20 protein-coding genes are annotated in these 17,725 nt (G+C 70.1%); 15 read left to right on the top strand and 5 right to left on the bottom strand.

Going from position 1 to position 17,725, the window contains the following annotated elements:
* The first annotated feature begins 78 nt into the window (after positions 1 to 78).
* From J4573_RS13875 to J4573_RS13835, 9 genes are all read left to right on the top strand, one after another.
* Positions 79 to 1,434 (top strand): sensor histidine kinase, encoded by a 1,356-nt coding sequence (locus J4573_RS13875; protein WP_307796620.1) that lies wholly within the window; start codon positions 79 to 81, stop codon positions 1,432 to 1,434.
* Positions 1,435 to 1,535: 101 nt separating this feature from the next.
* Positions 1,536 to 2,183 (top strand): response regulator transcription factor, encoded by a 648-nt coding sequence (locus tag J4573_RS13870; RefSeq protein ID WP_208255839.1) that lies wholly within the window; start codon positions 1,536 to 1,538, stop codon positions 2,181 to 2,183.
* 171 nt (positions 2,184 to 2,354) lie between these two features.
* Complete coding sequence (gene rpmE, locus J4573_RS13865) at positions 2,355 to 2,576, top strand: 50S ribosomal protein L31 (RefSeq protein WP_208255838.1); 222 nt, start codon at positions 2,355 to 2,357, stop codon at positions 2,574 to 2,576.
* Positions 2,577 to 2,694: 118 nt separating this feature from the next.
* On the top strand, positions 2,695 to 3,777 hold the full coding sequence (gene prfA / locus J4573_RS13860) for a peptide chain release factor 1 (protein ID WP_208255837.1): 1,083 nt from the start codon (positions 2,695 to 2,697) through the stop codon (positions 3,775 to 3,777).
* Entirely contained in the window at positions 3,774 to 4,634 is an 861-nt protein-coding gene (gene prmC, locus J4573_RS13855; protein WP_208255836.1) for a peptide chain release factor N(5)-glutamine methyltransferase, read from the top strand. The genes prfA and prmC overlap by 4 nt, the downstream gene beginning before the upstream one ends.
* A 43-nt stretch (positions 4,635 to 4,677) precedes the next feature.
* Positions 4,678 to 5,619 (top strand): L-threonylcarbamoyladenylate synthase, encoded by a 942-nt coding sequence (locus J4573_RS13850; RefSeq protein ID WP_208255835.1) that lies wholly within the window; start codon positions 4,678 to 4,680, stop codon positions 5,617 to 5,619.
* A gap of 109 nt (positions 5,620 to 5,728) precedes the next feature.
* Positions 5,729 to 6,490, top strand: coding sequence for an AfsR/SARP family transcriptional regulator (locus tag J4573_RS13845; RefSeq protein WP_208255834.1), 762 nt, complete (start codon positions 5,729 to 5,731; stop codon positions 6,488 to 6,490).
* A 273-nt stretch (positions 6,491 to 6,763) separates the two neighbouring features.
* Positions 6,764 to 7,318 carry an RNA polymerase sigma factor gene (locus J4573_RS13840; protein WP_243772955.1) on the top strand — a complete coding sequence of 185 codons (555 nt, stop codon included), beginning with the start codon at positions 6,764 to 6,766 and terminating at the stop codon, positions 7,316 to 7,318.
* A 218-nt stretch (positions 7,319 to 7,536) separates the two neighbouring features.
* On the top strand, positions 7,537 to 8,580 hold the full coding sequence (locus tag J4573_RS13835) for a hypothetical protein (RefSeq protein WP_208255833.1): 1,044 nt from the start codon (positions 7,537 to 7,539) through the stop codon (positions 8,578 to 8,580).
* Here J4573_RS13835 and J4573_RS13830 read toward each other — a convergent pair whose 3' ends face one another.
* Together J4573_RS13830 and J4573_RS13825 are read right to left on the bottom strand one after the other, a co-directional pair.
* Positions 8,581 to 9,030 (bottom strand): hypothetical protein, encoded by a 450-nt coding sequence (locus J4573_RS13830; protein ID WP_208255832.1) that lies wholly within the window; start codon positions 9,028 to 9,030, stop codon positions 8,581 to 8,583.
* Between the two features lie 95 nt (positions 9,031 to 9,125).
* Entirely contained in the window at positions 9,126 to 9,581 is a 456-nt protein-coding gene (locus J4573_RS13825; RefSeq protein ID WP_208255831.1) for a hypothetical protein, read from the bottom strand.
* A gap of 204 nt (positions 9,582 to 9,785) precedes the next feature.
* On the opposite strand from J4573_RS13825, the gene J4573_RS13820 reads away from it, so the two are divergent.
* Positions 9,786 to 10,076: a hypothetical protein gene (locus tag J4573_RS13820; protein ID WP_208255830.1), complete on the top strand. Its 291-nt coding sequence runs from the start codon at positions 9,786 to 9,788 to the stop codon at positions 10,074 to 10,076.
* Here J4573_RS13820 and J4573_RS13815 read toward each other — a convergent pair.
* The 3 genes from J4573_RS13815 to J4573_RS13805 all read right to left on the bottom strand — a co-directional run bounded on the left by J4573_RS13815 (position 10,060) and on the right by J4573_RS13805 (position 13,327).
* Positions 10,060 to 10,746: a response regulator gene (locus J4573_RS13815; RefSeq protein WP_307796619.1), complete on the bottom strand. Its 687-nt coding sequence runs from the start codon at positions 10,744 to 10,746 to the stop codon at positions 10,060 to 10,062. The genes J4573_RS13820 and J4573_RS13815 overlap by 17 nt on opposite strands.
* A 13-nt stretch (positions 10,747 to 10,759) precedes the next feature.
* Positions 10,760 to 12,724 carry a sensor histidine kinase gene (locus tag J4573_RS13810; RefSeq protein WP_208255829.1) on the bottom strand — a complete coding sequence of 655 codons (1,965 nt, stop codon included), beginning with the start codon at positions 12,722 to 12,724 and terminating at the stop codon, positions 10,760 to 10,762.
* A 132-nt stretch (positions 12,725 to 12,856) separates the two neighbouring features.
* Positions 12,857 to 13,327, bottom strand: a complete 471-nt coding sequence (locus J4573_RS13805; RefSeq protein ID WP_208255828.1) for a hypothetical protein — start codon at positions 13,325 to 13,327, stop codon at positions 12,857 to 12,859.
* Positions 13,328 to 13,412: 85 nt separating this feature from the next.
* Here J4573_RS13805 and J4573_RS13800 point away from each other — a divergent pair, with 85 nt between their 5' ends.
* The 5 genes from J4573_RS13800 (at position 13,413) to atpB (ending at position 17,698) form a co-directional block, all read left to right on the top strand.
* The gene (locus J4573_RS13800) at positions 13,413 to 14,456 is read left to right on the top strand and encodes a DUF2207 domain-containing protein (RefSeq protein ID WP_208255827.1); all 1,044 of its coding nucleotides are present in this window, start codon (positions 13,413 to 13,415) and stop codon (positions 14,454 to 14,456) included.
* Between the two features lie 91 nt (positions 14,457 to 14,547).
* Entirely contained in the window at positions 14,548 to 15,708 is a 1,161-nt protein-coding gene (locus J4573_RS13795) for a glycosyltransferase family 4 protein (RefSeq protein WP_208255826.1), read from the top strand.
* Between the two features lie 318 nt (positions 15,709 to 16,026).
* Positions 16,027 to 16,455, top strand: a complete 429-nt coding sequence (locus J4573_RS13790; RefSeq protein ID WP_208255825.1) for a Cg1360 family ATP-synthase-associated protein — start codon at positions 16,027 to 16,029, stop codon at positions 16,453 to 16,455.
* Positions 16,456 to 16,536: 81 nt separating this feature from the next.
* The gene (locus J4573_RS13785) at positions 16,537 to 16,770 is read left to right on the top strand and encodes an AtpZ/AtpI family protein (RefSeq protein ID WP_208255824.1); all 234 of its coding nucleotides are present in this window, start codon (positions 16,537 to 16,539) and stop codon (positions 16,768 to 16,770) included.
* Between the two features lie 127 nt (positions 16,771 to 16,897).
* A complete protein-coding gene (gene atpB / locus J4573_RS13780; RefSeq protein ID WP_208255823.1) occupies positions 16,898 to 17,698 on the top strand; it encodes a F0F1 ATP synthase subunit A in 801 nt (266 codons plus the stop codon).
* The last annotated feature ends 27 nt before the right edge of the window (positions 17,699 to 17,725 follow it).

Genomic DNA, 17,725 nt, shown 5'->3' with positions numbered 1-17,725 from the left:
CGGTGGACCGTATGGCCTGGCAGGGACTGGGGGAGCAGGCTGGGGACGTACCTTGGAGCAAGGGCACGGAGGGACGATGTGGGCGAGCTGAGCAGCAGTGCGATCGGTGGCCGGCCGGTGGACAGGGCCGGTACGGGCGGTCGCGCGGTGAACGTGGCGGACGGGTCGTGGAGTCCGCCGGCGATGTTCCGGTCGTCCCTCACGTGGCGGTCGGCGATCTATCTCGCGATCAGCATGGCCTTCGGGCTCTCCTGGTTCGTGATCTTGCTGGTCGGGTCCATGCTGTCGGTGAGCCTGCTGATCGTGTGGGTGGGTGTGCCGCTGGCCGTGCTGCTGATGACCGCGTGGCGCGGCGGGGCGATGCTGGAACGGGTGCTGGCCAAGGCGGCGTTCGGGGTGTCGATCCCCACGCCGTACCGGCGGCTGCCCGAGGGCGGCAACCCGCTGCGCAAGCTGCGGGTCATGGCGACGGACCCGGCCACCTGGAAGGACTTCGCCTACCTGGCGCTGCTCTTCCCGATCTCGCTGGCCGAGTTCGTGATCTCGGTGACGCTGTGGGCGATGGTCGGCACGTTCCTGTTCATGCCGTTCCTGGCGATGGACGAGGGCGTCGAGGTCAACTTCGGCTTCTTCTCGTACTGGGCGGGCAACCCGCTGACCGCGCTGCCCTGGACCCTGGTCGGCGTGCTGCTGCTGATCTTGGCGATGTACGTGACGCGCGTGATGGCGATCGGGCACGCGCTGTACGCCCGCGCCCTGCTCGGCCCCAGCTCGGCGCAGGCCGAGAACCGCCAGCTCCGCGAGCGCACCGAGCATCTGCAGGCCAGCCGGGCCCGCGGCGTGGACGCGGTGGAGGCCGAACGCCGCCGGATCGAGCGGGATCTGCACGACGGCGCCCAGCAGCGCCTGCTGGCGGTGGCGATGGACATCGGCCGCGCGCGGGCCAAGCTGGAGGACGACCCCGAGGGTGCGCGGGCGCTGATCGAGCAGGCCCACTCGGGCACCAAGGAGGCCATCTCCGAGCTCCGCGACCTGGCCCGGGGCATCTACCCGGCGATCTTGACCGACCGCGGCCTGGACCCGGCGCTGTCGGGCCTGGCGGCCCGCGCCCCGGTGCCCGTCGAGGTCGAGGTGGACCTGCCCGAACGGCCCCCGGCGGCCGTCGAGAGCATCGCGTACTTCATCGTGGCCGAGTCGCTGGCCAACATCGCCAAGTACGCCAGGGCCACGCGGGCCTCGGTACGGGTCGCCCGCGAGGACACCTGGGTCGTCGTCGAGGTGATCGACAACGGCGTCGGCGGCGCCGTCGCCGAGCCGAGCGGCGGCCTGGCGGGCCTGGCCGACCGCGCCGCCACCATCGACGGCATGCTCATCGTGGACAGCCCGCCCGGCGGCCCCACGATCATCCGCGCCGACCTCCCCTGCACCTGGTAACCCGTCCCAGCCCGCCCCTACGCCCGCACAGGGCGTGGGGGTGGGGGCTTTCTGGGGAGGAGAGCGGCGCATCCGGGTGGACGGGCCCCGATAATGGGGGGATGCGGGTGGTGATCGCCGAGGACTCGGTGCTGTTGCGGGAGGGGCTCGTCCGGCTGTTGGCGGACGCGGACATCGAGACGGTGGCCACGGTCGGGGACGGGCCGGGGTTGCTCGGGATCGTCGAGAAGCATGCGCCCGACCTGGCGATCGTGGACGTGCGGATGCCGCCCTCGTTCACCGACGAGGGGCTGCGCGCGGCCCTGGCCGTACGGGAGAGCCGCCCCGGAACGCCGATCCTGGTGCTCTCGCAGTACGTGGAGGAGCGGTACGCCACCGACCTGATCGGCGGCGGCGCCGAGGGCGTGGGCTATCTGCTCAAGGAACGGGTGTCGGACGTCGAGGAGTTCATCGACGCGGTCCGCCGGATCGCGGGCGGCGGAACGGTGATCGACCCCGAGGTGATCGGGCAGCTGCTCGGGCGGCGCAGGGCGGGCGACCCGCTGGCGGCCCTCACGCCGCGGGAACGCGAGGTGCTCGGGCTGATGGCCGAGGGACGCTCGAACGCCGCCATCGCAAGGGATCTGGTCGTCTCCGACGGAGCCGTGGAGAAGCACATCTCCAACATCTTCGCCAAGCTCACCCTGCCGCCCACCTCAGATGATCACCGCCGCGTGATGGCCGTCCTCACCTACCTGCGAGCCGGCTGAGACTCGTCTTCTCGTGCAAGATCGGGAATGCCCGGTGACCTCGGCACGTTCGGGTATCTGGCACACTTGGAGTGCAACCGCTGCGGTACCGGTTCACGTCTCCCAGATCTCCCACGGCGAAGACCGTGTGAGTAGAGACGCCCGGCGACCGCCCCACGGCGAGGAGAACCCATGAAGCCCGAGATCCACCCGAACTACGTCGTCACGACCGTGACGTGTACGTGCGGCAACACCTTTGAGACCCGCAGCACCGCCGAGAACGGCGTGATCCACGCGGACGTCTGCTCCAACTGCCACCCGTTCTACACGGGCAAGCAGAAGATCCTGGACACCGGTGGCCGCGTGGCGCGCTTCGAGCAGCGCTTCGGGAAGGGCAAGAAGGCCGCCAAGTAGCCCTCTCTGCTTTCGCCGGCCCGGGGACGCGACCAGTCGCGGCGTCCCCGGGCCGCTCGAAGTTCAGGCTCGGCCCACAAAAGAGCGGCGAAGAGCGCGAAGCAGACAGGACGATCACGTGAATCTCGACGACCTCATCAGCGAATACGGCGACCTCGAGGGCCGGCTGGCCGACCCGGCCGTGCACGCCGACCAGGCGCTGGCCCGCAAGCTCGGCAAGCGCTACGCCGAGTTGCGCCCGATCGTCGAGACCTACCGTGAGCTCGGCTCGACCGAGGACGACCTGTCCGCCGCCCTCGAGCTGGCGAGCGAGGACGAGGCGTTCGCCGCCGAGGCCACCGTGCTGGAGAAGCGCAAGGGCGACCTCGAGGAGCGCCTGCGGCACCTGCTGGTCCCGCGCGACCCGTCCGACGACAAGGACGTGATCCTCGAGGTCAAGGCAGGCGAGGGCGGCGAGGAGTCGGCGCTGTTCGCCGGCGACCTGCTGCGCATGTACCTGCGCTACGCCGAGCGCATCGGCTGGAAGACCGAGATCATCGACTCGCACCCCTCCGACCTGGGCGGCTACAAGGACGTCACGGTCGCGGTGAAGGCCAAGGCCTCCCAGGAAGAGGGCGTCTGGACGCGGCTGAAGTTCGAGGGCGGCGTGCACCGGGTGCAGCGCGTTCCGGCGACCGAGTCGCAGGGCCGCATCCACACCAGCGCGGTCGGCGTCCTGGTCACCCCCGAGGCCGAGGAGGTCGACGTCCAGATCGACCCGAACGACCTGCGCATCGACGTCTACCGCTCGTCCGGCCCCGGCGGGCAGAGCGTCAACACCACCGACTCGGCCGTCCGCATCACGCACGAGCCGACCGGCGTCGTCGTCTCCTGCCAGAACGAGAAGAGCCAGCTCCAGAACAAGGAGCAGGCCCTGCGCATCCTGCGATCCCGCCTGCTGGCGATGGCGCAGGAGGAGGCCGAGGCCGCCGCGTCCGCCGAACGCAAGAGCCAGGTCCGTACGGTCGACCGCTCCGAGCGCGTGCGCACCTACAACTATCCGGAGAACCGGATCTCCGACCACCGGGTCGGCTACAAGGCCTACAACCTCGACCAGGTCCTCGACGGCGACCTGCAGAACGTGACGCAGGCGCTGGTCGACGCGGACATGGAGCGCCGGCTCACCGAGGCGCAGCAATCAGAGGCCCAGCAGCCGTCATGAACCTGCTGCTCGACGAGATCGCCCGGGCCACCGCGCGGCTGGCCGACGCCGGCGCCGCCTCCCCGCGCGCCGACGCCGAGGAGCTCGCCGCCGCCGTCCACGGCGTGAACCGTTCGGAGCTCCACATGGTCTCCGACGGCGCGTTCGACGCCCGCTTCTGGGAGTACGTGGCGCGCCGCGAGGCCGGGGAGCCGCTCCAGCACATCACCGGCCGCGCGTTCTTCCGCTACCTGGAGCTGAAGGTCGGCCCCGGCGTCTTCGTGCCGCGGCCCGAGACCGAGGTCGTGGCGGGCTGGGCGCTGGACGTGCTGCGCGACATGGACGTGCAGGACCCGCTGGTCGTCGACCTCGGCACCGGTTCGGCCGCGATCGCCCTGTCGATCGCCCAGGAGTCGCCCCGCGCCCGCGTGCACGCCGTCGAGAAGGACCCCACCGCGTTCGTCCACGCCACCCGCAACATCGAGGACCTCGACGAACGCGGCCAGGTGAAGCTCCACCTGGACGACTTCTCCACCGCCCTCACCGAGTTCGACGGCAAGGTGGACATGGTCGTCAGCAACCCGCCGTACATCCCGATGAGCGAGTGGGAGTACGTGCCGCGCGACGTCCGCGACCACGACCCCGCCGACGCCCTGTGGGGCGGCGGCGACGACGGCCTGGACGCGATCCGCGTGGTCGAGCAGACCGCCCGCCGCCTGCTCCGCCCCGGCGGCTACGTGGCGGTCGAGCACAGCGACCTGCAGGGGAACGCCGTCTACTGGGTGTTCGCCGAGGAGAACGGCTGGCGGGACGTCCGTAACCGCCGCGACCTGACCAACCGAGATCGATTCGTCACCGCCAAGCTGGGTGCGGACTGAGCGATAGTCTGATCCCGCAAGCATCCGCGCAGATGGGACCACCGTGAGCCGACGCTATGACTGCTCCGAGCCGATGGAGCGCACCCGCGGAATCGCCGAGGCCGTTGCGGCCGTACGGCGCGGAGAGCTCATCGTGCTGCCGACGGACACCGTCTACGGGATCGGCGCCGACGCGTTCACCCCCGCGGCCGTGCAGGGCCTGCTGGACGCCAAGGGCCGCGGCCGCGAGATGCCCCCGCCCGTGCTCGTCGGCTCGGTGCGCGCCGCGACCGCGCTGATCGAGGACCTCGGCACGTACGGCCAGGATCTGATCGACGAGTTCTGGCCCGGCGCCCTCACGCTGGTGTGCCGCGCCAACCAGAACCTGCTCTGGGACCTGGGCGAGACCAAGGGCACCGTCGCGGTCCGCATGCCCATGCACGAGCTGGCCGTCGAGCTCCTCAAGGAGACCGGGCCGCTCGCGGTGAGCAGCGCCAACCTGAGCGGCCAGCCCGCCGCCCGCACCGCCGACGAGGCCCAGAAGATGCTCGGCGACTCCGTCGAGATCTACCTCGACGGCGCCGCCGCGGGCCAGGGCGAGGCCTCCACGATCGTCGACCTGACCGGCTCCATCCCGCGCCTGCTGCGCGCCGGCGCCATCTCCGAGGACAAGATCCGTTCGGTGGTCGGCATCCTGCTCACCGATGAGGACGAGTTGGAGCCGCCGTCCCTGACCGACGAAGAGCCCGAGGAAGTCTCGCTGACCAAGGGCGAGGAGCCGAGCACACCGTCCCTCACCAAGGACGAGCCGGCGGCCTCTCTCACCAAGGACGAGCCGAGCGCGCCGTCCCTCACCAAGGACGAGCCGCAGACGCCGTCGCTGGTCAAGGACGGGCGCGAGCCCGCCCCGGACGCGGCTCCCGAGGCCGTCGCGGAGGCCGCCGCCGAGGGGGCTCCCGAGTCCTCGGCTGAGACGCCGTCGCTACATAAGGGTGACGGCTCGTAAGTCGCGAAAAAGTTTCTAGTCTGATCAAGCAGCAAAAGGCCAGACTTGTGCATCTATGTTTCGTAAGTGATGTGCGAGAGGCCTGGGGGCTGCTATGGCGATTGGACAGTTGAGTACGCAACACGATGCCTGCTACCTGGAGCTGATGCCGGCGGTCCGGCTCCGGCTGGGCGGGCGTGAGGTACGGCTTTCGGAGGCGATGTCCGCCCTGGTCGTGGCCGTCGCGATCCGCAAGGAGGGGCTGAGCCGGAGGGCCCTGCAGGCGCGGATGTGGCCCGACCTCGACAGCGGCGACGCGTCCAAGCGGCTGAGGCAGCTGCTGTGGCGCATCCGCCAGGCGACCGACGATCGGTTGCTGGACGTGACCGCCGAGTGCGTCCGGCTTGCCGACATGGTCGGGGTAGATCTGCGGGACGCCGAGCTGTGCGCCCGGCGGGCGATCGACGGCGTCGCGGCCGGTCTGCCCGCCGATTGGGGTCTGCTGGGCGAGGAACTGCTCACCAGCTGGCCCGACGAGGGCGTGTACGACGAGCAGGACCGCTGGGACCGCCTGCGCCTGCTCGCGCTGGAACGGCTCGCCGAGCGGCTGCTGGCCGCCGGGGACGTTCTGGAGGCCATCGAGGTGGCGGGCCGGGCGATGAACGTGGACGAGTTCAGCGAGGCACCGCACCGGATCCTCGCCGCCGCCTACCTCGCGCGCGGCGACCAGGCCAGCGCGTGGCGCGTCTACACGCGCTACCGCGACTTCCTGGCCGGCGAGATGGGCCTGGAGCCGAGCACGGCGTTCCGCGACCTGATCGGCGCCCAGGCGACCGGCCCCGCGCGGCGTCAGCAGCCCCGCGCGGTCCGGCGTCCCAGCCTCGCGTTCTGACCGCCCGCGCATGTCGCCGCCGTCGCTGAGTGTCACCGTCCTGTCGGGCGCCCGTGGGACCCGCGGGGACTCTCATGCTGCGCGCCTGGACTCCCGGCACGGCCGCGATCCGCCCCTGACCTGCGGCGATCTGGGCCTTTGATCGTGGAGTCAGCCCGAAATCCCGACTCCTGTCAGGTTCGGGGTCATATGGCCCTATGATCCCTCCGTGGCCAGCATCCCCGCCCTCGCGACCGCCCGCCGTACACCGGCCGGCGCACCGCGGGCGCGCGCATGCCGGGCGGGCGCCGCTCCGGTGGGCGGGCGCTCGACGGGCCGGAGATGACGGCCGACGCCGACACGATGGCGGCGCTGACCGAGCTCTACCGCGAACACCAGGTGGGGCTCATCCGCATGGCCGTCCTGCTGGTCGGTGACGAGGCCACGGCGGAGGACGTCGTTCAGGACGTCTTCCTGCGCATGCAGGACAAGCTGCCGACGCTCGACGACGACGGCAAGCTGCTGGCCTACGTACGCGCCGCCGTCCTGAACGGCTGCCGCATGTCGCTGCGCCGCCGCAAGCGGATGTGGCGCCAGGTCGAGCCCCACCAGCCGCCGGTGTGGTCGGCGGAGTCCGCCGCGATCCTCAGCGAGGACCGCCGCGAGGTGATGCGGGCCCTCCAGCGCCTCCCGCGCCGCCAGCGCGAGGCACTCGTCCTGCGCTACTACCTAGATTTCAGCGACGCCGAGGTCTCCCAGGTCATGGGGATCCGGCCCGGGACCGTGCGGTCCACGATGACCAGGGCGCTCGCAGCGCTGGCCCGCGAGATGGGGGAGGAGGCCCGATGAGCTCGCTTGAAGACCGCCTCCGCGATGCCCTCACCGCGACGGCCTCCACCGTCGACGAACGCGTCGAACGCCCCCTCCCCGGCCCCCGCTCCACCCCCCGATCGCGACTGACACGCCCCGTCCTGGCCGCCATCGCCGTCCTGATCCTCCTCGCCGGCGCCGTAGGCCTCCGCTACGTCACCCACGAGGACAAGCCCGTCCTCCGCAAGATCCCCGGCATGCCCAAGTTCGTCGTGGCCGTCATGCCCAAGGCCAAGACCACCCCCTCCCGCCTCGAAGTCCGCGACTCCCGAACCGGCCGCCTCATCGGCACCCACCGGGTCACCGGCACGCACACGGAATTTCAGCGGGTCGTCAGCGCGGGTGACGGCCGCACCTTCTACGCGGTGGCGGGCGTCACGGGGAAGAAGAGCTGCCGGACGGACCTCTACCGGTTCTCGCTGAGCGCGGACGGACGCCCCCAGACGCTCATCCCGACCGGGCTGACGATGCACGACCGGGGGGTCACAGACCTCGCGGTCTCGCCCGACCGAACGAAGATCGCCTATCTCTACTCCGACGATGGTTGCGGTGGCGCCCCTCTGGACACTGGAAGCGGTGACAGCGGTGGAGGAAATGGCGGAAGCGGTGGTGATTCAGCGGGGGTCGCGACACCCCGATCCTTGCCGAAGGTCGGCGTCGGGGTCTTTGATATCGCTTCCCGGAAACGTTCCCAGTGGACGGCCGGTTCGGATTGCTCCATCGCAGGTGTCAACTGGCTTCCCCACGGTCAGGGCATCGGATTTTTGGTCGGCGACGCGCTGGACCACCCTGATCAGTTGCGCAGGATCAGCCCTTCCAGCCCTTCCGCGGTCGAACTGATCAAGAACAGTGCCCTGGTTTACCGGGCGCCGGAACAGACCTCGTTGGATGCTGTTTTCCCGGCTCCTGATGGCCGCACTTACTATTTCTTCGCGACCCGCTACAAGGCGGCGGCCGACAAGTCCGATCCGGCGACACCTAGCGGAGGCGACTATAGATATATGGGCCCCTCAGCCGCGGGCGAACCCGTCTCGGCGCAGATCGTCAAGATGTCGGCGGGCTCGACGACGCTGGAGGGCGTGGCATCGACCACCGTGCCGGATGACCTGAGCATCGCGATTCTTCACGGTGAGGCGTCAGGGCGTTATCTGCTGTCGGGCGACGGAATCGTGGACCTGCAGCGGGGTGGGCGGCCGCGGCAGGTCACCGGGCTCAGGGGAGCCGAGGACGTCGCCTGGTGATCAGTAGATCTTGTGCCAGGCGGCGCACTTGGTGGTGCGGTGCTTGATGGACTTGATGGGTGTCACGCCGCATTCGCGTGCGTAGAGGTGTGACGTGTTCGTTGAGTAGAAGAAGCGGCTGCCGTAGGCGACGTTCGTTCCGAAGTCGTAGTCGGCAGGGATGTTCTTGCGCGTGAGGAAGAAATAGACGTCGCTCTTGGCGTCCTTCTTGCCGCGTTCGGTCGCGTTGAATTGGACGGCGGCGGCCCAGCCGTTCTTGGCGTAGTCGCGGATCCAGCCCTTCACGGTGACCGACTTTGAGGTGCGCGTATAGGTGCCGCCTGCTTTGACGGCCTTGTAGCCCTTTGTGGACCATGATCGGGTGGTCGCTGCGTCGGCGGTGGTGGCGAGAGTGCCGAACGCGAGTGCGGTGAGCGTGGTGGCGGCTGTCACGGTGACGAAACGGCGCATGGCGTTCCTTCGGCGGGGGCCCGATCGGTCGGTCCGAAGTTAGCACCGCGATGACAAAAGACCCCGCCGAATCGGCGGGGTCCGATCGTGTCGTGTCAGTAGAGCTTGCGCGCCGGGCCGAGCCGCAGCTTGTTCTTGGCGCGCGGGTCCATCGAGCACTCGCGCACGTAGGCGTGGCCGGTCATGTAGCTGTAGGTCTGGCCCTTCTGGGTCATCGGCCGGTCCGCGCGGACCCAGCGCTGCTTCTTGGGGAGCCAGTCCTTGAGGAAGAAGGTCTGGACGTTGGCCTGCCTGCCCTGGCCCTTGGCCGGCTCGAAGCGGAACCGTACGCAGGCGGTCCGGCCGTCCCTGGCCGTGTCCTTCAGCGTGAGCGCGACCGTGACCCTGCGGCCCGTACGGGTGAACGAGCCGCTCGCCTCGATCGTCTTCCAGCCGTTCTTGCTCACGTACCGGCCCTTGAGGGGAGCGGCGGCCTGGGCGGGGGTGGCGATGACGCCCACGCCGGCCACCAGGGTGCCGGCGGCCAGGGCCACGGCTGCGGAACGACGCATGAATCACTCCAGACTCAGGGGTTTCAGGGATGATCACGGTCAAATTAGCGTGACCGCCCCGGCGTTCCGCGCCCGATGGGCGTCCCATGTCCGAGATCGGCCACGCATCCACCTCAAGGTTGATGCGCGGGACTATCCGACGAGGGATGCGGAAGCGTACTGAGGGCTGACGCGCGGGAGGTCCCGACGCGGTTCGCTGGAGTCATGACCGACAAGCGGGCGCCGGTGAGAGATCCGGCCGCCGAGGAGGGCGAGGTCGCCGACTGGCTGTGGGCGGCGCCGCCCCTGCTCCTGCTGACCGCCAAGTGCTCGTACGACATCAGCGACGGCATGTGGGGCATGGTCCTGACGGTGGTCTTCGGGACCCTGTCCGCGATCGGGTTCGCCGCGGTGATCGTGGTCGGCGTGCGCAGGCGGGCGTACGAGACGCTGATCACGCTGGCGGTGGGCGCGGGCGTGTTCTGCGCGCTGCTGCACCTCAAGGGCCATTTGTAGGGCGGACCAGCCCGGTGTCGTAGGCGAAGATCGTCGCCTGCACGCGGTCGCGCAGGTGCAGCTTGGTGAAGATCGCGTTGACGTGCGTCTTCACGGTCGCGGTGCCGATGCCGAGGGCCGTGCCGACCTCGGTGTTGCTGAGCCCCTGCGCGACCTTCACGAGCACGTCCCGTTCCCGCTGGGTGAGCAGGCCCACGCGGTCGTCGGCCGGGGACGGCGGAGCGACGGTGCCGGTGACGAACGCGTTGATCAGGCGGCGGGTGACGGCGGGCGCGAGCATGGCCTCGCCGCCCGCGACCGTACGGATGGCGTCCACGAGCTCCTGCGGGTCGCAGTCCTTCAGCAGGAAGCCGGACGCGCCCGCGCGCAGCGCCCCGAAGACGTACTCGTCGCGGTGGAACGTGGTGAGCACCAGGACGCGCGCGGGGGAGTCGCCCGTGGTGAGCTCCTGGGTGGCGGTGAGGCCGTCCATCCCGGGCATCCGGACGTCCATGAGCACGACGTCGGGCGTGTGCTCGCGGACGGCGCGCAGCGCCTCGGCGCCGTCGGCGGCCTGGCCGACGACCTCCAGGTCGGGCTCGCCGGAGATGATCGCGGTGAAGCCCGCGCGGACGATGTGCTGGTCGTCCACCACGAGCACCCGGGTCGTCACGTCGTCCGCTCCGGCCACGTCGTCCGCTCCGTCACGTCGTCTCCTCCATCGCGTCGAGCAGTTCGCGCATGTCGATCAGGGCGGCGCGGGCCTGGGTGGTCACCACGTCCAGCGCCGCCTGCGCGTCGGACCCCGTTCCGGCCAGGCCCGCCTCGGCGGCACGGACCAGCCGGGAGGTGTGGTCCAGGACGGTGCCGCGCAGGCCCATCGCGACGCGGTGCCGTTCGGCCAGGACCGCCTCGCCGGTACGGGCCGCCATCGTCTCCAGGGCGCTGGCCTCCCACCGCCTGCCGCGCCGCGCGATGGTCTTTCCCCACGCCCAGAACGGCAGCAGGATCAGCGTCGCGAACAGCGTGCCGGCGCCCAGCCCGTACAGGATCCTGAGCGCGACGGGCCCGGACTGGTCCTTGTCGACCACCAGCGACACCGACAGCATGAGCCCCCACGGCAGGCCCGCGATGATGGCGGCGGGCCAGGTGTGCGTGCGGGGGCGCGCGTACGCGGCGACCGAGTAGACGGCGATCATCGAGGCCCCGGCGCCGATCGCCGTCACCGCCGCCAGCTCGTGGTACCAGAGCGCGGCGCTGACCAGCCAGATCGAATCGATCACGGTCAGCACGGCCAGCACGGCGTACGGGAAGCGACGCCGCCACCACAGCGGCAGCGCGCGCAGCACGATGGCCGCGCAGATGAGTGCGCCCTCGCCGAACGTGACGTCCTTCAGCGCCTGATCGGGCGGGGTGAACGCCAGCAGCGTGGGCAGCACGGCGCAGAACAGCACCGCGAGGGCGTCCAGCACCTCCTGCCAGCCGGGCCCGCGCCGCGGCCGCGACGTCGGCAGTACGGCCTGGACCGACCAGCCGCCCGCCGGGTCCGGGCCCGCCTCCAGCGTGCCGCCGACCCCGGCCGCGCGTTCGGTCATCCCGGCGATGCCGCGGCCGGTGCCGAGCGGCGGCGGGGCCACGTCGCCGTTCTCGGCCGCCTCGTTCCCGACGCTGATCTCCAGCGCGCCCGGAACGTAGCGGACCTCGACCGCCACCGGCCTGCCGGACGCGTACCGCATGGCGTTGGTCAGCGACTCCTGCACGATCCGGTACGCGGCGGTGACCACGTCCGGCGGCAGCCGCCGGGCGCGGCCTTCGACCTCCAGCGAGATCGGGATGCCGAGCCTGGACAGGCCGTGGCACAGCGGCGGCAGCAGCGCCTCCAGCCCGCCGTCGTCGGCCTGCGGACCGACCACGTCGACCAGCCGGCTGAGCGAGGTGAGCACGTCGCGGCCGGTGTCGGCGGCGGTGCGCAGCGCCTCGGTGGTGAGGTCGGGGGAGTCCAGGCGCGCGGCGGCGCCGCTGTGGACGACGACCGCGCTCAGGTGGTGACCGGCGACGTCGTGCAGATCGCGGGCGAGCCGTTCACGCTCGGACTCGGCCGCGGCGCGGCGTTCCCGGTCGGCCTCGTCCAGCCGCTCCATGAGCTCGCGGCGCCGCACCTTCTGCTGGCGCCGGATCTGCCCGAGTGTGGTCACGAGCGCGTAGAAGAAGACGTCGATCACTTCGGTCGACACGAAGTCCGGCCCGCCCTTTTGCCGCGGCACGTAGGCGGCGAAGGCCACGAAGTAGGCGAACAGCGCCCCGAGCACCGCCTGGCGCCGCCCTCGGTGCACAGCCAGCGAATAGAGCGCGACCCCGTCGGCGACGCCGCCGACCACCGTGTCGTGATGGCCGATCGCCACCGTCGCCAGGTCGCCGATCAGCACGGTCACGACCAGCACCGGAACGGGCGCCCGCCGCCGCCACAAAAGGGCCAGCGCCGACAGCACCACGGCGGACGTGGCGATCATCCAGTCGCCCTGCGACAGCTTGTGCTCGGCGTCCTCGTCGATCAGCCAGGTCACCGACAGCTGCGCGACCGCCAGAACGGCGGGCACGGCCATGTCGGCGACGCTCGGCCACCGAGCCGCGCCCTCACCGCCGTCGCCGCGCATCGTGGCACCGCGCACCGTGGCACCGTCGCGCGCACTCGCGCCATCGCGCACCACAGCACCCCCGTGCATTCGTGCACCCCCGTTCACCCGCACGAATCGACCTTATGGCGGACTTGCCGCCTTTTCAGCCCGCTCGCGGGTTGGACTTCACTCAGGAAGGCATGGAGTGACGCCGTCGAGGACCAAAGCGGGGTGGCGGCCGCTTTGGAAGCGGACGGTGAACGTGACGCTCGGCACATCGCGCGTCATCGTGAACGAGCGGTGGCGGCCCTTGCCGCTCGGCGGATTGGTCAGACGATAGCCGCGGTCGCCCATCAGTCCCAGGGTGACGCCGGTGGCCTGGTCGACCAGGACGGTGGGTGCGAGGCCCGGGCGCAGCGGAAGCTCGGTGCGCAGCTGGCGGCGTGACCGGCCGCCCGTGCACGGCTCCGTGCGGCTGGTCAGTGTGCGGGGTTTGCCGCCCGGAGGGCCGAGCCGTTGCGCGCCGTCCCGAAGGACGTGCGCGGTGTCGGCGTTCAGGCGGTCGGACGATTCCGACAGCGTGGGCCCCCGTGCGCACCCGGTGATCAGCACGGTCCCGACGACACCCCCGAGGAGACCGCGCCCAACAGTGGACACGGCGCGTAGCCTAAGCGGAGAGTGGTGGACGACTCCATAGAGTAATCACTTCGTTACGCCGTGGCGCGGCGTCGACGGTGGAAATATGCCAGAGGTGCGTGGCTTGGTCCGGGGCCCGGCGGTCGCCGTATGGCTGGTGCTGGCGATCGCCCTTCTCGCCCTGCCCGTTCTGCTCGCCCCGCTGCCCGCCGAAGCAGCGGTCACCGAAGCAGCGGTCACCGATCCGGTGGCCGATCCGGTGGAACGCATCCCCACCTATGACGTGGTGATGACGATCCGAGCGGACGGGGTGGTCCACGTCCGCGAGACGATCACCTACGACTTCGACGTGCGCGGCGAGCACGGGATCGTGCTGAGCGTGCCGTACCGGCGCCACAACCGGCTGTACGACGTGCGGGACGTGCGCACGAGCTCCTCGACCGGCGCGCCCGCGCGGGCCGACACGCTGAAGCTGCTGCACGACGTGCAGATCACCGTCGGCAACATGGGCCATCGGGTGCACGGCCGCCAGGCGTACGTGATCGAGTACGACCTGGCCTGGGCGATCACCCCCTACGCCGACCGCGACGAGTTCCTGTGGAACGCCATCGGCACCTACTGGGACGTGCCGATCGGCGAGGCGGCGGTACGGGTGGAGGCGCCGGTCCCGCTGCGCCACGTCGGCTGCCTCGCCGGCACCGCCACCTCCTACACGCGCTGCCTGCGCGACCGGGACGGCCCGTTCGCCATCGACTTCACCCAGACCGGGCTGCGCCCGCACGAGGGTGTGATGATCAAGGTCAGGCTGCCCAAGGGCGCGATCGTCGTACCCCCGCCGCACTATGCCCGGCCGCACTGGACCGGCTCGTGGGCGGGCTCGGTGATGCTGGTCCTCGCCCTCGGCTCGGTGGGCCTTGTGGCGAGGCGGCCGACGCCCCGCCCCCGGGTGGGTGAGATCCTGATCGTGTTGGGAACGGCTCTGGTCGTCCTGGACGTTGTGGATGACGTCGCGGCACGCGGTTTGTGGGCGTTCTCCCTGGGAGACGGCTGCCTGGCGGGTCTGGCCCTGGTGATCATCGGCGCCGCGGCGCTCGGCACGTACCGATTTCGGGCGTGGGAACGCGCAGCGGTCACGGGCCGGGGCGATTAGAGTTGGTCGTTACGTCGTAGGGCGAACAGATCGGCCGCGACGGACATCTGATTCCGTACAGGGGCACTTGGGTGCGAGGGAGGCGCGGGGCGTGCGGGAATACCTGCTCACCATTCTCGTCGCCGCACTCGTCACCTACCTGCTGACTCCGGCGGTGCGCCGGTTCGCGGTCTGGTTCGGGGCCCAGGCGGCGCCGCGCGACCGCGACGTGCACACGATCCCGACCCCCCGCCTCGGCGGATTGGCGATGTTCGGCGGCCTGGTCGGCGCGCTGATCGTCGCCGCGGGGCTGCCCGCGTTCCGCAAGGTGCTGGCGGCCGGCGACGTCAATGTGGGCCGCGCGATGCTGCTGTCGGGCGGCCTGATCGTCCTCGTCGGGATCGCCGACGACCGGTGGGGCGTGGACGCCCTCACCAAGTTCGCGGGCCAGGTCGCGGCGGCCGGGATCTTCATCATGCAGGGCATCCAGCTCTACCAGCTGCCCATGCCGAACGGCGAGCCGCTGGCGCTGCCGCCCGCCTATGGCGTCCCGCTGACCGTCTTCGTGGTGGTCGCGACGATCAACGCGGTCAACTTCATCGACGGCCTGGACGGCCTGGCCGCCGGCGTCGTGGGCATCGCCGCCAGCGCGCTGTTCTCCTACGCCTACCTGCTCTCCTACACCAACGGCCTGACCAAGCTGACCCCCGCGACCCTCACCGCCGCCATCCTGGTCGGCATCTGCGCGGGGTTCCTGCCGCACAACTTCAACCCGGCGCGCATCTTCATGGGCGACACCGGCTCGATGCTGATCGGCCTCCTGCTCAGCGCCGCGACGATCATGCTCACCGGCCAGTTCGACCCGGCGGTCATCGGCTCGTACGCGCAGTTCCCGTTCTGGATGCCGATCCTGCTGGTCCCGGCCGTCGCGCTCGTCCCGTTCCTCGACATGCTGCTCGCGGTCTGGCGCCGTACGAACCAGGGCCGTTCGCCGTTCGCGCCGGACAAGCAGCACCTGCACCACCGGCTCCTGGAACTGGGCCATTCGCACCGCCGGGCCGTCCTGATCATGTACTTCTGGGTCGGCCTGATCGCCTCCAGCCTCGTCGGGCTCTCGGTCACCAACTCGGTCCCGCTGGTGTCATCGGTCACCCTCGTGGTCGCGGTCCTCGGCGTCGTCGTCATGATCGCCGCCCCCCGGGTCCGCCGCCGCACCCCCCGCCACGCAGCCGGCCCGGCCGCCCCGGCCCAGCGCCCCCACCAGCCCGTCTGACCGATCCGGATCCTCCTCCGCTTCGACCCGGGATCTTCCGTTCAGAACAGGAAATCCGGCTCGTGTAGGACGTCGCGGGCCGGGTAGGGCGACACCTTCGAGTGCCGGTGGACTAGTCCAAGACCGGCGAACACCTGCGACAACGCGGACGCGATTCAGCCGAAGCAGGGGGCGCCCTGGGCTACAGTCCGTGTGGGGAGCGTGACAGTTCAACGAGGCCCAGTACGTTACTTCTAGGGTAATTGCGGGCGTTCTGGACGCTTGTGATACCTTTCACGAACAAGACACGGACACTGAAAGTGACCACCCGGAGCCCACATGCAGCCTTCCGACGCCCGGATCCTCCGCGGCGCCGCGATCCCGTCCGCCCTCGCGGGTGTGGCCGCCGTTCTGGCCGGTCTGCTCCTCGCCGGGGCCAAGGGAGCGCTGGGTGCCGCAATCGCGACCGTCGTGGTGATCGTCTTTTTCAGCATCAGCGTGGTGGCGGTCAGCTACGCCTCCAAGATCTCCGCGCAACTCATGTTCGCCGCAGCCGTCTTCAGCTACATCACCAAGATCTTCGTGATGTTCGCGCTGGTCGCGCTGCTTGACGGCGTGACCGCCTGGAACTCCAGCGCCTTCGCCTGGTCGGTCATCGCACTGACCCTGGTGTGGATCGGCGCCGAGATCCGGACCACGCTGAAGACCAAGATGCTCTACGTCGAGCCCGCCGAGGCTCCGAAGACCGCCGCCGACCGGAGCCCCTGATGATCTCGTGGGCTGCCGTGGCGCAATTGGACTACTCCAATATGACCACCAGGGGGGTGGCCTGCTATGGTCCGTCCTGCGATGAGCGAGGAGGGGCACCAGCCCGATCCGGGGTCCGACGAGGACATGGACCACCGCAGTTTCGCCAACGCCGCCTGGTCCATTCCCAGCTATGTGCTGAGCGGAATGGCCGTCTACGGCGGCCTCGGCTGGCTGCTGGATCGCTGGTTGGGTCTCTCGGCGCTGTTCCCCATCGGAATCCTGGTGGGCCTCGGTCTCGCGCTCTACCTGGTCTACCACCGCTACGGACGCTGACAGCCACCCCGCCGAAGGCACCCGTGACGGCAGTGACCTGCACAGTCTTCAGACTGAAGCCGCGCCCCTCGGGCAGGCACAAGCAAGCCACGACCGAACAACCGGTCACTGACGAAGGGACTGCCGCGTGAGCGCGCTGCACCTCCTCGCCTCCGGGGGCAAGGATGAGTTCGAGGCCCCCGGCACCGAAATCTTCCAGTGGGGCCCGCTCTGGGACGGCGCGCCCAGCTGGCTCACCAAGCCGACCCTGATCGTCGCGATCTGCGCGGTGCTGGTGATCTGGTTCGCGTGGGCGGCGTTCCGCAGTCCGAAGCTCGTCCCCCGGGGCATCCAGAACGTCGGAGAGGTCGCTTACCTCTTCGTTCGCGACCAGGTCGCCCGGCCGATGATCGGCAAGGAGGGCGACGCGTGGATGCCCTTCCTGTTCTCGACGTTCTTCTTCATCCTGTTCATGAACTGGATGGGCGTCGTTCCGATCCTTTACCTGCCGGTCAACTCGCACATCGCGTTCCCGATCGTGCTCGCGCTGACCGTCTACGTGATCATGCTCTTCCTGAGCATCAAGCACCAGGGCCTGGTCGGCTACTTCAAGAACATGATGTTCCCGCCGGGACTGCCCAAGCCCCTGTACGTGATCCTGGCCCCCATCGAGCTGCTCTCGAACATCATCCTGCGACCCTTCACCCACGCGGTCCGGCTCTTCGCGAACATGTTCGCAGGCCACCTTCTGCTGGCCTTCTTCGCGTCGGTCGCCTACTGGTTCCTGGTGGAGAAGCTCACCCCGCTCGGCGCCCCGGTCGGCATCGTCGGCTTCCTCATGACGATCGTCATGACGGCTTTCGAGATGTTCATCCAGGCGCTTCAGGCCTTCATCTTCGTGCTGCTGGCCGCCTCCTACATCGGCGGCGCCCTGCACGCCGACCACTGACCGATCTCCACCCGCAACAGAAAAGCC

This window comes from Actinomadura barringtoniae (assembly GCF_017573505.1).
Taxonomy (GTDB): domain Bacteria; phylum Actinomycetota; class Actinomycetes; order Streptosporangiales; family Streptosporangiaceae; genus Spirillospora; species Spirillospora barringtoniae.
This window is presented reverse-complemented; position numbering and strand designations above follow the sequence as displayed.

Coding starts and splice junctions, on each gene's coding strand:
- J4573_RS13785 (WP_208255824.1), top strand. CDS start 16,537: ATGAGCGAGGAGGGGCACCAGCCCGATCCGGGGTCCGACGAGGACATG.
- J4573_RS13835 (WP_208255833.1), top strand. CDS start 7,537: ATGCCCAAGTTCGTCGTGGCCGTCATGCCCAAGGCCAAGACCACCCCC.
- J4573_RS13820 (WP_208255830.1), top strand. CDS start 9,786: ATGACCGACAAGCGGGCGCCGGTGAGAGATCCGGCCGCCGAGGAGGGC.
- J4573_RS13840 (WP_243772955.1), top strand. CDS start 6,764: ATGCCGGGCGGGCGCCGCTCCGGTGGGCGGGCGCTCGACGGGCCGGAG.
- J4573_RS13825 (WP_208255831.1), bottom strand. CDS start 9,581: ATGCGTCGTTCCGCAGCCGTGGCCCTGGCCGCCGGCACCCTGGTGGCC.
- prmC (WP_208255836.1), top strand. CDS start 3,774: ATGAACCTGCTGCTCGACGAGATCGCCCGGGCCACCGCGCGGCTGGCC.
- J4573_RS13790 (WP_208255825.1), top strand. CDS start 16,027: ATGCAGCCTTCCGACGCCCGGATCCTCCGCGGCGCCGCGATCCCGTCC.
- J4573_RS13800 (WP_208255827.1), top strand. CDS start 13,413: ATGCCAGAGGTGCGTGGCTTGGTCCGGGGCCCGGCGGTCGCCGTATGG.
- J4573_RS13830 (WP_208255832.1), bottom strand. CDS start 9,030: ATGCGCCGTTTCGTCACCGTGACAGCCGCCACCACGCTCACCGCACTC.
- J4573_RS13870 (WP_208255839.1), top strand. CDS start 1,536: ATGCGGGTGGTGATCGCCGAGGACTCGGTGCTGTTGCGGGAGGGGCTC.
- rpmE (WP_208255838.1), top strand. CDS start 2,355: ATGAAGCCCGAGATCCACCCGAACTACGTCGTCACGACCGTGACGTGT.